12 protein-coding genes are annotated in these 14,221 nt (G+C 64.2%); 7 read left to right on the top strand and 5 right to left on the bottom strand.

Annotated features, from left to right (window positions below):
* The first annotated feature begins 40 nt into the window (after nucleotides 1–40).
* Together AC07OJ_RS02220 and AC07OJ_RS02215 are read left to right on the top strand one after the other, a co-directional pair.
* Nucleotides 41–949, top strand: coding sequence for a LysR substrate-binding domain-containing protein (locus AC07OJ_RS02220; RefSeq protein ID WP_065905142.1), 909 nt, complete (start codon nucleotides 41–43; stop codon nucleotides 947–949).
* Nucleotides 946–1,302 carry an MmcQ/YjbR family DNA-binding protein gene (locus AC07OJ_RS02215; protein WP_065904991.1) on the top strand — a complete coding sequence of 119 codons (357 nt, stop codon included), beginning with the start codon at nucleotides 946–948 and terminating at the stop codon, nucleotides 1,300–1,302. The genes AC07OJ_RS02220 and AC07OJ_RS02215 overlap by 4 nt, the downstream gene beginning before the upstream one ends.
* Here the strand turns inward: AC07OJ_RS02215 and AC07OJ_RS02210 are convergent.
* Both AC07OJ_RS02210 and AC07OJ_RS02205 read right to left on the bottom strand, forming a co-directional pair.
* Entirely contained in the window at nucleotides 1,291–1,674 is a 384-nt protein-coding gene (locus AC07OJ_RS02210) for a DUF1294 domain-containing protein (RefSeq protein WP_065904990.1), read from the bottom strand. The two genes, AC07OJ_RS02215 and AC07OJ_RS02210, sit on opposite strands and share 12 nt — an antisense overlap.
* The gene (locus tag AC07OJ_RS02205; RefSeq protein ID WP_106804019.1) at nucleotides 1,671–2,501 is read right to left on the bottom strand and encodes an undecaprenyl-diphosphate phosphatase; all 831 of its coding nucleotides are present in this window, start codon (nucleotides 2,499–2,501) and stop codon (nucleotides 1,671–1,673) included. Before AC07OJ_RS02205 ends, AC07OJ_RS02210 begins: the two co-directional genes overlap by 4 nt.
* Before the next feature lie 224 nt (nucleotides 2,502–2,725).
* Between AC07OJ_RS02205 and AC07OJ_RS02200 the strand changes: the two genes are divergently transcribed.
* The 4 genes from AC07OJ_RS02200 (at nucleotide 2,726) to AC07OJ_RS02185 (ending at nucleotide 7,157) form a co-directional block, all read left to right on the top strand.
* Nucleotides 2,726–4,360 (top strand): methyl-accepting chemotaxis protein, encoded by a 1,635-nt coding sequence (locus AC07OJ_RS02200; RefSeq protein ID WP_213551511.1) that lies wholly within the window; start codon nucleotides 2,726–2,728, stop codon nucleotides 4,358–4,360.
* Between the two features lie 140 nt (nucleotides 4,361–4,500).
* Nucleotides 4,501–5,064 carry a nicotinamide riboside transporter PnuC gene (pnuC, locus tag AC07OJ_RS02195; RefSeq protein WP_065904985.1) on the top strand — a complete coding sequence of 188 codons (564 nt, stop codon included), beginning with the start codon at nucleotides 4,501–4,503 and terminating at the stop codon, nucleotides 5,062–5,064.
* The gene (locus AC07OJ_RS02190; protein ID WP_106804021.1) at nucleotides 5,061–5,582 is read left to right on the top strand and encodes an AAA family ATPase; all 522 of its coding nucleotides are present in this window, start codon (nucleotides 5,061–5,063) and stop codon (nucleotides 5,580–5,582) included. Before pnuC ends, AC07OJ_RS02190 begins: the two co-directional genes overlap by 4 nt.
* 69 nt (nucleotides 5,583–5,651) lie before the next feature.
* Complete coding sequence (locus AC07OJ_RS02185) at nucleotides 5,652–7,157, top strand: FAD-dependent oxidoreductase (protein WP_495093814.1); 1,506 nt, start codon at nucleotides 5,652–5,654, stop codon at nucleotides 7,155–7,157.
* On the opposite strand, the gene AC07OJ_RS02180 is transcribed toward AC07OJ_RS02185, so the two are convergent.
* Together AC07OJ_RS02180 and ggt are read right to left on the bottom strand one after the other, a co-directional pair.
* Nucleotides 7,154–7,948, bottom strand: a complete 795-nt coding sequence (locus tag AC07OJ_RS02180; protein WP_065904976.1) for an exodeoxyribonuclease III — start codon at nucleotides 7,946–7,948, stop codon at nucleotides 7,154–7,156. The genes AC07OJ_RS02185 and AC07OJ_RS02180 overlap by 4 nt on opposite strands.
* 140 nt (nucleotides 7,949–8,088) lie before the next feature.
* The gene (gene ggt, locus AC07OJ_RS02175) at nucleotides 8,089–9,813 is read right to left on the bottom strand and encodes a gamma-glutamyltransferase (RefSeq protein ID WP_495093813.1); all 1,725 of its coding nucleotides are present in this window, start codon (nucleotides 9,811–9,813) and stop codon (nucleotides 8,089–8,091) included.
* A gap of 159 nt (nucleotides 9,814–9,972) precedes the next feature.
* Between ggt and AC07OJ_RS02170 the strand changes: the two genes are divergently transcribed.
* Nucleotides 9,973–10,620 carry a TetR/AcrR family transcriptional regulator gene (locus AC07OJ_RS02170; protein WP_495093812.1) on the top strand — a complete coding sequence of 216 codons (648 nt, stop codon included), beginning with the start codon at nucleotides 9,973–9,975 and terminating at the stop codon, nucleotides 10,618–10,620.
* Between the two features lie 69 nt (nucleotides 10,621–10,689).
* Here AC07OJ_RS02170 and AC07OJ_RS02165 read toward each other — a convergent pair whose 3' ends face one another.
* Nucleotides 10,690–14,217, bottom strand: coding sequence for a molybdopterin cofactor-binding domain-containing protein (locus tag AC07OJ_RS02165; RefSeq protein WP_495093811.1), 3,528 nt, complete (start codon nucleotides 14,215–14,217; stop codon nucleotides 10,690–10,692).
* Between the last annotated feature and the right edge of the window lie 4 nt (nucleotides 14,218–14,221).

The following is a 14,221-nucleotide window of genomic DNA, read 5'->3' as shown; positions in this document are numbered from 1 at the left end:
CGCGGATGATTCGTCCCATCGACAGGACAACAGGCCGACCATGCAAGACCTCAACGACCTCTACTATTTCGCCAAAGTCGTCGAAGCCGGTGGCTTTGCGGCCGCCGGGCGGCTGTTGGGGATTCCCAAGTCGCGCCTGTCCCGGCGCATTGCCGAGCTGGAAGAACGCCTCGGCGCGCGCCTGCTGCAGCGCACCACCCGCCAATTGACCCTGACCGCCGTCGGCGAGCGCTACCTGCGCCATTGCCAGGCCATGCTGCTGGAAGCGGAAATGGCCGATGAAGCCGTCGCCAGTATGTCCAGCGAACCGCGCGGGCGCTTGCGGGTGAGCTGCCCGGTGGGCATGGCCCAGCACATTCTGCCGGAACTGGTGGCCGGGTTTCTGGCCGCCCACCCGCTGGTCCAGCTGGAAATGACCCTGGTCAACCGCCGCGTCGATCTGGTCGCCGAAGGCATCGACGTGGCACTGCGCGTGCGCGAACTCGGTGACGAGGACCCGCTGCTGGTGACCAAGCGCCTGCGCCAGGCCCAGACCGTGCTGGTCGCCAGCCCCGCCCTGATGCTCGGGCGCCAGGTCACTACCCTCGATGACCTCAAGCAGTTGCCGATACTCGGCGCGCTGGAGGCGGATCGCCTGGTACACCAGCGCATCCTCGACCCCCAGGGCAACCCGCACGAGCTGGCGATGGAAGCCCGGCTGGGCATCGACGACTTCATTGTGCGCAAAGCCAGCGCGATCATGGGCCTGGGCTTTACCGTGCTGCCGATGATGTACTGCGAAGAAGAACTGGCCAGCGGCCGCCTGGTGCAACTGCTGCCGCAATGGTCCCTGCCGGGTGGCTGGCTGCAGGCCGTGTACCCGCATCGACGCGGCGTGCTGCCGGCCATTCGCGCCTGGATCGATTACCTCGAGGAAGGGTTCAAAGGCTGTGGAGATCGCCTGCTATGAAGATGACCGAAGCCCACGTCGCAGACTTCTGCCTGAGCCTGCCCGGCGCGCGGGAAGACTACAAATGGGGTGGCGTGCGGGTGTTCTCGATTGCCGGCAACAAGATGTTTGCCCTGCAGAACCTGCGCGGTGACTCGTTGGCGTTCAAGGTCGACAAGGAGCTGTTCCTCGGCCATGTCGACCGCCCGGGCATTCACCCGGCGCCGTATTTGGCGCGGGCGCAGTGGATCATCATGAACACGCCCTACCCGCTGGGCGCCGAGGAACTGCGCGGCTTGTTGCAGCGTTCCCACCAGTTGGTGGTGAGCAAGCTGCCCAAGCGCACGCAGATCGGTTTGTTGCTAGAGGACTGAAACCAGCGTGCCGCCGAGGAACAACTGGTCGAGCCAGAACACCTGGTGCAGCAACACGATCACCCAGAACAGCACCTGGTACGACACCTTGCGGGTCTTGTGGCGAAACACCTGCTGCGCGATCAGCGCCCCCGGCCAGCCGCCCGCCAGTTCCACCGCGTGGAGGATGTTTTCCGGGGTGCGCCAGCCGTCGGTACGCGCCTTGCGCTTGTCGCTCCAGTAGAGGAAAAACGCGATCACGCTGACCACGCCATACGCCACCAGCGGGATCAGCGTTTCACCGCGTAGCCACACCAGTACCGAGCCCAACCCGGGCGCCGCGCACAGCAGCACGAAGATCAGCGCCTTCAGGCGCGGGTGCTGGATCATCATGCCTTGGCGGCCGCCCAGTCGATCCAGCCGAACTGCCAGGTCGCCAGGATCAGCAGGCCGAACGCAATGCGGTACCAGGCAAACGCCGCATAACTGTGGCTGGCGATGAACTTGAGCAGGCCCTTGACCGCGATCATCGCGAAGATGAACGAGGTGACAAAGCCGATGGCAAACACCGGCAGGTCAGCCGGCTGGAACAGGTCGCGGTACTTATAGCCCGAATACACCGCCGCACCGACCATGGTCGGCATCGCCAGGAAGAACGAGAACTCGGTGGCGGTCTTGCGCGACAGGCCGAACAGCAACCCACCGATGATGGTCGAGCCCGAGCGCGAGGTGCCCGGAATCATCGCCAGGCACTGCGCAAACCCAACCTTCAGCGCGTCTTTCCAGGTGATCTCGTCCACGCTTTCGGCGTGCACTTCATGCTGGCGCCGCTCGGCCCACAACATGATGATGCCGCCCACCACCAGCGCCGTGGCCACGGTAATCGGGTTGAACAGGTAGTGGTGGATCAAGTCGGCAAAGATCACCCCGAGCACCACCGCCGGCAGAAACGCGATCAACAGGTTGATCGTGAAGCGCTGGGCGTTGCGCTGGGTCGGCAGGCCGGTGACCACGTCGAGGATCTTGCGGCGAAATTCCCAGACCACCGCGAGGATCGCGCCGAGCTGGATGATGATGTTGAACGCCATGGCGCGTTCGCCGCCGAAGTCGAGCAGGTCGGCGACGATAATCTGGTGGCCGGTGCTGGAGATCGGCAAGAACTCCGTCAGCCCCTCCACCACGCCGAGAATCAATGCCTGTGCGGCGGTCCACAAATCCATACTTCCCCCAAAGGTCATGCTCAATCGCATGCCTGGTTTATCTTTTAATGTTCACTGACGGGCACACCCAAGGCCCGGCGTTGATTCTCAACGCCGGCCTGCAAAAATTCTGTGAAAAATCAGGCAGTACTCAGGTTTTGCGATTGCAGGCCGAAAGCCTATCAGACAAGGCGTAAAAGTCGATGCAGCACCCACAATTATAAAAAGCACGGAGTGACAGGACGATGAACAGTTTGCGCAATATGTCGATCAGTCGGCGCCTCTGGCTGATCCTGATAGTCGCCGTGCTGATGCTGTTTGCCCTGGGTTTATTGATGCTCAGGCAGATTCATGACGACCTGTACCAGGCCAAGCGCCAGCAGACCCAGCACGTGGTCCAGACCGCCAGCGGCATCCTGACGTTTTATCACAGCCTCGAAACCACTGGCGTGATGACCCGTGACGCTGCGCAGAAGCAGGCCTTGAGCGCGGTGCGTGGCTTGCGCTACGACCATGACGACTACTTCTGGATCAACGACCTCACCCCCGTGATGATCATGCACCCGGCCAACCCCAAGCTGGATGGCCAGAACCTCTCGGCCATCCGTGACCCCGACGGGTTTGCGGTGTTCAACGAATTCGTGATCCTGGCCAAGGCCAAGGGCGCCGGCATCGTCAACTACCGCTGGCCGAAACCTGGCGCCGAAGCGCCGGTGGCGAAAACCTCGTATATCCAGCTGTTCGAGCCGTGGGGCTGGATCATCGGCTCCGGCGTATACGTGGATGATGTGCAGGCCGAATTCAGCGGCCAGGTGTGGAAAGCCTCGGTGATCGGCCTGGGCATCGCGCTGGTCATGGCGCTGCTGGTCACGCTGATCGCCCGCAGCATCGTGCAGCCATTGCAGGCAGCGGTGAACGCCATGGGCAACATCGCCAGCGGCGAAAGCGACCTCACGCGCAGCCTCGACACCCACGGCGACGACGAAGTCACCCAACTGTCCCGGCACTTCAACAGCTTCACCGCCAAGCTGCGCCAGGTGGTCAGCCAGTTGCAGGTGTGCGCCAACGCGCTCGGCGAGTCGTCCAGGGAGCTGGGCACCAACGCCACCCAGGCCCATGCTCGCAGCCAGCAGCAGTCCCAGCAGATGGAACTGGTGGCCACCGCGATCAATGAGGTCACCTATGGTGTACAGGACGTGGCCAAGAACGCCGAACACGCCGCCAGCGAAATGCGCGACGCCCAGGTCCAGGCCCAGCAAGGCCAGGTCAATATCGACGGCAGCCTGCAGCAGATCGACCACCTCTCCGGCACCATCCGCCAGGCCGTCGAAGTGATCCGCACCCTGTCCAGCGAAAGCACGCAGATTGGCGGCGTGCTGGAGGTGATCCGCTCGATCGCCGACCAGACCAACCTGCTCGCGCTGAACGCCGCGATTGAAGCGGCGCGCGCCGGTGAACAAGGCCGTGGCTTTGCGGTGGTAGCCGACGAAGTGCGCCTGCTGGCCCAGCGCACGCAGAAGTCGACTGCCGAGATCCAACTGATGATCGAGCGCTTGCAGGGGCATTCGGAAGCGGCGGTCAAGGTCATCAGCGACAGCCACAGCGCATCGCAGCTGACCATCGAACAGGCCGGCCAGGCTGGGGCCAGCCTCAATGCCATCGGCCAGGCCCTGCGCAACCTCAACGGCCTGAATGCCTCGATTGCCAGCGCTACCCTGCAACAGGCGCACGTAGTCGAAGACATCAACCAGAACGTGACACAGGCGGCCGGCTTGTCCCACAGCACGGCGCTGGCGGCGGAACAGTCGAGCGCCGCCAGTGTGCAGTTGCGCGGCTTGAGCGAACAACTCGACGGCCTGCTGCGCCAATTCAAAGTCTGACTGTAGGTGCCGACTGGCCGGCGATGAGGCCCTTGGGATCCATGCGAGACTCAAGGGCGCCATCGCCGGCAAGCCAGCTCCAACAATGGTTGATCTTTGGTTACAATCCCCGCCCTCTGCCATTCGCCCAAGGAACCACCATGTCCGCGCTTGAACTGTTCGCCGCTGCCCTGGGGGTGATTGCCGTGTGGCTGACGGTCAAGCAGAACCCTTGGTGCTGGCCGATCGGGCTAATCATGGTGTTGCTCTACACCTGGGTATTCTTCGACGTGAAGCTGTATTCCGACATGCTCCTGCAAGTCGTCTACGCGGCCCTGCAGGTCTACGGCTGGTGGCAGTGGACCCGCGCCGGCGAGGTCAAGCAGGGGCGCCAGGTCACCAGCCTGGGCGTGCCGGCGATCATCGCCAGCCTCGCAGTGGGCGCGGTCGGCAGCCTGTTGCTCGGCGCCGCCATGGCCCATTGGACCGACGCCGCCCAACCCTGGCTGGACGCCGCCCTCACCGGCTTCAGCCTGGTGGCGCAAATGTGGATGGCGCAAAAACGCGTGCAGTGCTGGCCGCTGTGGATTGCCGTGGACGTGATCTTCGTCGGGCTGTTTCTCTACAAAGGCCTGTACCTCACCGCCGCGCTGTATGCGCTGTTCACCGTGATCGCCGTGCAGGGCTGGCGTGAATGGCGCGCCGATCCGGCGTTGCACGCATGAAAGTGGTCGTACTCGCCGGCCCCGAGTCCAGCGGCAAAAGCTGGTTGGCGGCCGAGTTGCAGGCGCACTTCGGCGGGCTGATGGTCGGCGAATACGTGCGCTATTTCATCGACCATCACCAACGTGACACCACCCTCGCGGACATCCCCGCCATCGCCCGTGGCCAACTGGCCTGGGAAGATGCCGCCCGCGCCCAGCAGCCGCGCCTGCTGATTCTCGACACGCACCTGCTGACCAACAAACTCTGGAGCCAGACGCTGTTCGGTGACTACCCGGCATGGCTCGACGATGAGTTGCTGGCGCGGCATTACGACCTGCACCTGCTGCTGTCTCCCGACGACGTCGAGTGGACGGCGGACGGGCAACGCTGCCAACCGCAACTGGCCGATCGACAGGCGTTTTTCCAGGCCAGCCTCGACTGGATCGAGCAGCACCAGCAGCCCGCCCTGGTGATCGGCGGCAATTGGCAGGAACGCCGCGCCAAAGCCTTCGCCGCCGTGGCGCGAGTGTTGGAATAACGACCGACCATCGGGTCAACGCAGTCCATCGCCCTGCTCGCCAGTCAATCTTCTAAAGGAGATTGGCCCATGAACATGCGCATCGTTGCCCGCCTGATCAACCTGCCCGAAAACCGTGGTGTTCGTGTCGAAACCGCCGCCCACCCCGTGTTGCTGGTGCGCGTCGGTGACCAGGTGCGGGCGTTCGAGGCGGACTGCCCGCACGCTGGCGCGCCGCTCGAACAAGGCGTGATCTGCAACGGGCATATCGTGTGCCCGTGGCACAAAGCGGCCTTTGCCGTGGACAGTGGCGCGGTGCGGGAACCCCCGGCACTGGTCGGGCTCAAGCAATACCCGGTGCAGGTGCATGATGGCGTGGTCAGCGTCGGCGATACCGCTCTGTGCGCCGAGCCCACGCCACTGCCCCACGATTCACGCTGCTTCGCGGTGATCGGTGCCGGCGCGGCAGGTGCAGCGGCCGTGGCCAGCCTGCAACGCGACGGGTTTGCCGGGCGCCTGCTGTGGATCGACCGCGAACCGAACCCTGCCTACGATCGCACCGCCCTGAGCAAATTCGTGATTGCCGGTCAGATGGCTGCCGATGACACGCCTGCCCTGCTGGACGAGGCCGTGGTGATTCACGGCGAGGTGCAGCGCCTCGACGCCGCGGCCAAACGCATCGAACTGGTCGACGGCCGACACTTCGACTACGACGCCGCGCTCGTGGCCACCGGCGGCGACGCCCAGCGCCTGGACATCCCCGGTGCCGTGCTGAATAACGTGTTCGTGCTGCGCAGCCGCGACGATGCTGCACGGATCAGCGCGGCGGCGGCCTCGGCGACGTGTGCGGTGATCATCGGTGACAGTTTTATCGGCCTGGAGGCAGCGTCGGCCCTGCGTCAGCGTGGCCTCGTGGTGCAGGTGGTCAGCCGCCACGCCATCCCCCTGGCCGCGCAATTGGGGCCGCGCATTGGCGCCGCCATCCGCCAGTTGCATGAAGACCACGGGGTGATCTTCCACAGCAATACCGAGCCCGAACGCCTGGACGGGCATGGCGCCGTCAGTACGGTGCTGTTGAAAAATGGCAATCGCCTGGCCGCCGACCTGGTGCTCATCGGCGTCGGCGTACAACCGGCCACCGACTTTATCGACGGGGTGCAAAAAGCCGAGGACCACTCACTGCAGGTCGATGCGCACCTGCAGGCAGCCCCGGGCCTGTGGGCCGCCGGCGACAACGTGACCTTTGCCTGGCAACAGCGGCCCACGCGCATCGAGCACTGGCGCGTGGCCCAGCAACTCGGGGTGCTGGCAGCGCGCAACATGCTCGGTGAAGCTCAAACGTATGCCGATGTGCCGTTCTTCTGGACCTACCACTTCGACAAGACCTTCGAGCTGCTCGGCCACCCGCGCCACTGGAACCGCCTGCATCTGGAAGGCGACCTGCAACACCATGACTTCATCGCCCTGCTCTGCCATGACGACCAGGTTGAAGCGGTGATGGCCTGCGAACACCAGCAGGCCATGGCCGACCTCTCACAGCGCATGCTGCGGCCCCTGGGCAAAGCCGAAGCCCTGGACATCATCCGCCGCCGTTAACGCTTTTTGCGCGTGCCCAGTTGAATCCACGTCGGCGCATGATCGCTGGCGTGCGGCTCGTTGCGCACCCAGGCATCCACGCCGGCATCCTTGAGGTACGGCGTGAGCGCGGGGTTGAGCAGCAGGTGGTCGATGCGCAGGCCGGCGTTTTTCTGCCAGTGCTGGCGAAAGTAATCCCAGAAGGTATACACCCGTGCCTCGGGATACAGATGGCGCACGGAATCAGTCCAGCCCTGCTCCAGCAGGCGCTGGTAAGCGGCGCGGCTTTCCGGTTGCAGCAAGGCATCCTTGAGCCAGGAGCGCGGGTTGTAGATGTCCAGGTCGGTGGGCACCACGTTAAAATCGCCAGCCAGCAGCACCGGATGCTCACTGGCCTGCAACGCTTGGGCATAGGCAATCAGCCGTTCGAACCAGGCCAGCTTGTACTCGAATTTCGGCCCAGGCTGCGGGTTGCCATTGGGCAGGTACAGGCAGCCGACCAGCACACCGTGCACGGCGGCTTCGAGATAACGGCTTTGCGTGTCGTGCTCGTCACCGGGCAATCCGCGCCGGCTCTCCAGCGGCTGGGCATCGCGCGCCAGGATCGCCACGCCATTCCACGACGCCTGGCCCAGGCAGATCGCCCCGTAGCCGGCGGCTTCGAAGTCGGCATACGGGAACAGGCTGTCGGGCGCCTTGAGTTCCTGCAGGCAGACGATGTCGGGCTGATCGCGCGCCAGCCATTGCAGCAGGTTGGGCAGGCGGGCACGAATACCGTTGATATTGAACGTGGCGATTTTCAGGGCTTTCATCGCAGCGGATCCTTGCAGGGCTCTTGGGGTAGAGCCTGCAAGGCGTGCAGATGTTCAATCCAGGAAGGTCCAGCGCGTGATACCGACAGCCAGGGCAGCCTTGCGCTGTCCCTGGCTCACCGGCATCAGCACCTCAGGCCTCAGTAGCCCAGGGACAGACCGGTATTGCGACGCGGATCGTTGGCGCCGTAGAAGCGGTTGTTGCCCACCGGCTTGCCGTCCAGGGATGGCGCACCGACCAGGATAGCGGCCAGGTGGTTGGCATCCTGGGGACCGGCAAACTTGTGGCCCCAGCTTTCCAGGATCTTCTGGGTGTCCGGGCTGACCGCGAAGGTCTCGAGGTTGGTGGTGTCCGGCATCCACTGCTGGTGGAAACGCGGCGCGTCCACGGCTTCCTGAATGTTCATCTTGTAGTCGATGACATTGAGGATGGTCAGCAACGTCGCGGTGATGATGCGGCTGCCACCTGGCGTGCCCACCACCATCACGGCCTTGCCATCCTTGGTCACGATGGTCGGGCTCATCGACGACAGCGGCGCCTTGCCCGGCGCGATGGCGTTCGCTTCGCCCTGGACCAGGCCGTACATGTTCGGCACGCCGACCTTGACGGTGAAGTCGTCCATTTCATCGTTGAGGATCACCCCGGTCTTGCTCGCCATCACGCCCGCACCGAACCAGTCGTTGAGGGTGTAGGTCACCGACACCGCGTTGCCCCACCTGTCGACGATCGAATAGTGAGTGGTGTTGTTGCCTTCATGCGGCGACACGCCCGGCTTGATTGCCTGGGAGTCCCCGGCCTTCTGCGGTTCGATGGCGGCGCGCAGCTTGGCGGCGTAGTCCTTGTCCAGCAGATGGGCGATCGGATTCTTCACGAAATCCGGGTCACCGAGGTAGCTGTTACGGTCCACGTAGGCGTGGCGCATTGCTTCGATCTGATAGTGCAGGCCCTGGGCCGAGTGATAGCCGAGGTCGGCCATCGGGTAGCCTTCGAGGATGTTCATGATCTGGCAGATCACCACGCCACCGGAGCTAGGAGGCGGTGCCGAGACCACGTGGTAGCCACGGTAGTCGCACTCGATGGGCGCCAGTTCACGGGTCTTGTACTTGTCGAGGTCAGCCTGGGTGATGATGCCCTTGCCGGCCTGGCTGGAATCTACCAGCGCCTTGGCGACCCAGCCTTTATAGAAGCCGTCGCTGCCCTTGGCGGAGATTTCCTTGAGGGTCTTGGCCAGGTCTTTCTGCACCAGTTTCTGGCCGACCTGCATCGGCTGGCCGTTGTGCAGGAAGATCCCGCGCATGTCCTGGTCTTTTTCGAACTCGCCGGTGGCGGTGTGCAGCAGGTCGATATCACCCTGCTCCAGCTCGAAACCGTTTTCCGCCAGCTTGATCGCCGGGGCAATCACCTGGGCGCGCTTGAGGGTGCCGTATTTGCTCAGGGCCAGTTCCATGCCAGACACGGTGCCGGGCACGCCGACGGCCAGGTGGCCTTTGGCACTGAGGCCTTCGACGACATTGCCGGCCTTGTCCAGGTACATGTCGGCGGTGGCCGCCAACGGGGCTTTTTCGCGGAAGTCGAGGAAGGTCTTGCGTCCGTCGGCCAGCTGCACGGTCATGAAACCGCCGCCACCGAGGTTGCCGGCCGCCGGGTACACCACGGCCAGCGCATAGCCGACTGCCACGGCCGCATCGACCGCGTTGCCGCCGGCCTTGAGTACATCCACACCGACATGAGTGGCCAAATGCTGGGCCGTTACCACCATGCCGTTTTCACCGGCCACCGGGGCCTGGGACGCGGCGTGAACGCCACTGACCGTCAACACCAGTGCAGTGGCAATCAAGGTACGGCTGAAGGGTTGGTATTTCATCCATGGCTACTCTAGTTATTGAGACGCACCAAAATAGCCCGTCGCGGGTTTAATCCCCAGTGCAATGGCGTTTTTATTACAGAACTTGTCGGTCACAGAACGGCCGGCAAAATGCCCATGCTATATTTCGCGCCAAACTGTCGTCGAAGGCGCGCTGGCATGGCAATCAAGAAGACCGGGATCCGAGCCCAACAGGCGGACCAGACACGCGCGCGCATCCTGCAGGCGGCGATCAAGGTGTTTACCCGCGACGGCTATTCCGGCGGGCGTGTCGAAAGCATTTCCAAGGAAGCGGACTCCAACGACCGCATGCTTTATTACTATTTCGGCAGCAAGGAGCACCTGTTCGTCTGCGTGCTGGAACACACCTACGAGCAGTTCAACAAAGCCGAAAGCACGCTCAAGCTGGACCTCGACACGCCAGTGCAGGCCCTACGCGAACTGGTGGCGTTTATCTGGAACTACTACGTCAAGCACCCGGAGTTCGTGGCGATCCTGAGCATCGAGAACCTGCACCAGGGCAAACACGCGCAGCAGTCCGGCGAATTGCGCCGATTGTCCGGGGAAGCAGTCGGCGTGCTGCGCCCGATCATCGAGGCCGGCCAGGCCCAGGGCGTGTTCCGCGAGGATGTCGACCTCAAGCACGTGTACCTGATGATCGCCTCGCTCTGCTACTTCTATAACTCCAACCGCCACACCCTCAGCTCATTCCTCGGCGAGGACTTGTCGAACAAGCGGCAGCAGCAGGATTGGCTGGGGTTTATCAGTGACTTGGTGGTGCGGGGCGTCACCCCGGTCTCCGTGTAGAAACCCATTCCAACTGCGGAAACCGGGCTTGCCCGGCGCCCACAGTTGATCGGCGTATCGCCCGGGCTGTCAGTGCGTACCGGGGTTCGCACGCAAGTGAGCGACCTTCTGCTCCAGGCCATTCCATGCCGGCGCGTTCGGCGCGAACTGCCCGCGCAGATAGCCGACCAGCTCCGCCACCTGCGTGTTCGACAGGCTGTCCTTGAAACCCGGCATGTACCCCAGGTCCTTGGTCGCAGGGTTGCTGATGCCTTGCAAAATCACCTTGATCAAATTATCCGGCTGATCGCTGTGCACATTGGTATTGGTCGCCAATGAGGGGCTGACCCCAAACAGCTTCGGCCCCAGGCCGTCGGCATGGCAGGCCTTGCACGAGCCCTCGAACACGCGTCGGCCATTCGGATTCGGCACCGTCACCGCGGCGGCGACCTTGGCCTCGGCCGCCGCCTCGCCATTCAGCGACGCCAGGTACACCGCCATCGCGCGGATATCCGCCTTGGGCAACTTCGCCAACTCACTCACCACCGGGCCCATCGGGCCGGCCGCCACCCCGTGCGCCTCGGAATAGCCGCTGCTCAAATAGGTGAACAACTGCTCTTCGGTCCACGGCGTCGGCGCCTTGGACAACCCCGTCAATGCCGGCGCTTCCCAGCCATCCACTATGCCCCCCGCCAGGAACGACTGGCCGCCCTTCTCCGCGCCCATCAGGTTGCGCGGCGAATGGCAGGCGGCGCAGTGCCCCAGGCCATTGACCAGATAGTTGCCACGGTTCCACTGCTCACCGCGTTCAGGCCGTGGCGTGATCTCACCGCGCCGCAGGTTCAGCGCATTCCAGCCCGCCATCAACGGCCGGATGTTGAACGGAAAGCGCATGGCATTCGGTGTCGGCGCCTGGCTGACCGGGGCCTGGGACATCAGGTAGGCATACAGCGCCTGCATGTCGGCATCGTCGATATTGCGAAACGCGGTGTAGGGAAACGCCGGGTAGAGGTTGCGCCCATCACGGCCAATGCCGTCGCGCATCGCTCGCTCGAACGCCGGGTACGACCAGGCGCCGATGCCGGTTTTGACATCCGGGGTGATGTTGCTGCTGTACAGCGTGCCGAACGGTGTTTGCATTGCCAGCCCACCGGCATTGGTCGCGCCACCGGGCGCCGTGTGGCACACCGCGCAATCGCCGACAGCCGCCAGCAGGCGTCCGCGTTCCAGGGTGGCCTTGGACCAGGTGCCGGCGCTGGGCGGCGCTATCGGCGCGATCTCGGGGTGAAACGGCCAGGCCGTGGCCAGCAGCGCGCCCAAGCTCGCGAACAGCGCACCGAACCACCATTTACGGCGTTTTTGCGGCGACTTGGCCGGCTCACCCAAGGTGCCGGCGTTCAGCGCCGCCAATACGCGCTCCGGGGTGATCGGCAACTCGCGAAAGCGAATCCCGGTGGCATCGTAGATCGCGTTGGCAATCGCCGCCGCGCTGGGCACCGAGGCGGACTCACCGGCGCCCATCGGTGGCTGGTCCTGGCGCGGCATCATCAGCACATCTATCTGCGGCACCTGCGGGAACGTCAGGATCGGGTAACCGCCCCACTCTTTGCTCGCCACCGTCGACTCTTCAAAGGTCACGCGCTCCTTGAGCACGCGGCTGGTGGACTGGATCACATTGCCGTGGATCTGATGCTGCACCCCCGCCGGGTTGATCATCATCCCCGAATCATGACCGATCACCACCCGCGTCACCGACACATCGCCGGTCTGCTTGTCGATCGCCACGTCCGCGACCCAGGCCGCCCATGCCGCGCCGAAGCCGGGAAACTTGCTGTGGATGTAGCGCGCGTAGGCAAAGCCACGGCCACGCAGCAGGTGGTCTGGATTGGCGGTCTGCATCGGCGCGGTGCGCGGCGACCAGTTGGCGCGTTCGGCGGTGGATTTCACCAGGTCGATGGCGCGCTCGTCCTTGAGGTAGCGCAGGCGGTATTCCACCGGGTCGACGCCAGCGGCAAACGCCAGTTCATCGATATAGGATTCATGCGCGAAGGTATTGGGCAACGCCGACACGCCGCGCATCCACGACGCACGCACGATGGGCGCCATGTCGTTGATGGCCACACGCATGTTGTCGATGTCGTACGGCGGGATCGAGGTGCGGTCGCCCATTTCGAACATCGCCGCCACCGGCTCCACGCGCCCCGTCAGCAGCAATGCCAGGGTCGGCGCGCCATTGGACGGGTAGCTGGTTTCGAAGTCATAGGCGGCGATGCTGCCGTCGGCGTTGAGGCCACCGTCGACGTCCATCAACTGCCCGGTGCCCTTGGGTTCCCACAGGTGTTCCTGCTCGCGGGTCAATTGCACGCGCACCGGCTTGCCCACCGCGCGCGACAGCAGCAAGGCGTCGGCGCAGACATCGTCAGCGCAGTTACGTCCGTAGCAGCCGGAGGCTTCCATGCGGATCACGTCGATCAGCGCTTCATCGCATTCGAGCAGCCACGCGAGGTCAGCGCGCAACAGGTGCGGGTTCTGGCTGCCGGACCAGACGCGACTGCCGCTGGCTTGGTAGTCCGCCACACCACAGGATGGGCCGATCGAACCGTGCATCTGGTAAGGCCACAAATAACTGCGCGACAGGCGCTGGCTGGCACCCGCCAGCGCTTCATCGACATTGCCCTGGTCGAGAACAGTGCGGCGCACCCGTGGATTATCGCGGATGGCCTGTTCCACATCGCTCATGTCCGGCAACCCATTATTCCAAGGTTTCCAGTCCACCTGCAGCGCCTCGGCGGCCTTGATCGCCTGCTCCTCACGCAGTGCCACCACGCCGACAAAATCGCGGATCACCACGACTGCGACGATGCCGGGGATATGCGCGATGGAGGCCTCGTCCACGCGCAGCAGGCTGTTGCCGACAAACTCGCCGCAATCCAGGCCGGCGTACGGCGGGCGGATCACCCGCCCATGGAGCATGTCGGGCACGCGCATGTCGTGCACATAGGTCAGTTCGCCGGTGGCCTTGCCGGGGATATCCACCCGCGCAGCGCCCTTGCCCACCAGGCGGTAATCCTCGACGGCCTTGAGCGGTGCGTCGCCGCTGATGCGCAACTGGTCGTGCTGGCCGCTGACCAGTTCGCCGTAGGTGGTGGTGCGCCCGTCCGCCGCTTGAATCACACCGGCGTCGACCTTGAGGCTGGCGGTGCTCACCCCCCAGCGCCCCGCCGCCCGCGCCAGCAAGAAGCGCCGCGCTTCGGCGGCCGCATTGCGCAAGGGCACGGCGGAAATCTGCAAGGTCGCGCTGGCAATCGTCGCGCCCTGGTTCGGCACGCGCTCGGTGTCGCCAAGCACCATCTTCACCTGGTCCATGCCCAGGTCGAGTTCTTCGGCGACGATCTGCGCCAGCGAAGTGCGGATGCCGGTGCCCAAATCCACATGGCCGTTGAATGCATACACCAGGCCGTCGTCGTTGACGGCGATAAACAGCCCCAGTTCCTTGGGCTTCACGGTCGGCGTACCGCCCTTTGCCACCGGGCCCGAAGGCGGCAGCACGTCATCGACGATCAACAGGACGCCGGCCTTGGCCAGCCAGTGGTCACGGGAAAGCGGAGTGTCGGTCATGGTC

The organism is Pseudomonas sp. GW821-FHT09C08, assembly GCF_059418125.1.
This window is presented reverse-complemented; position numbering and strand designations above follow the sequence as displayed.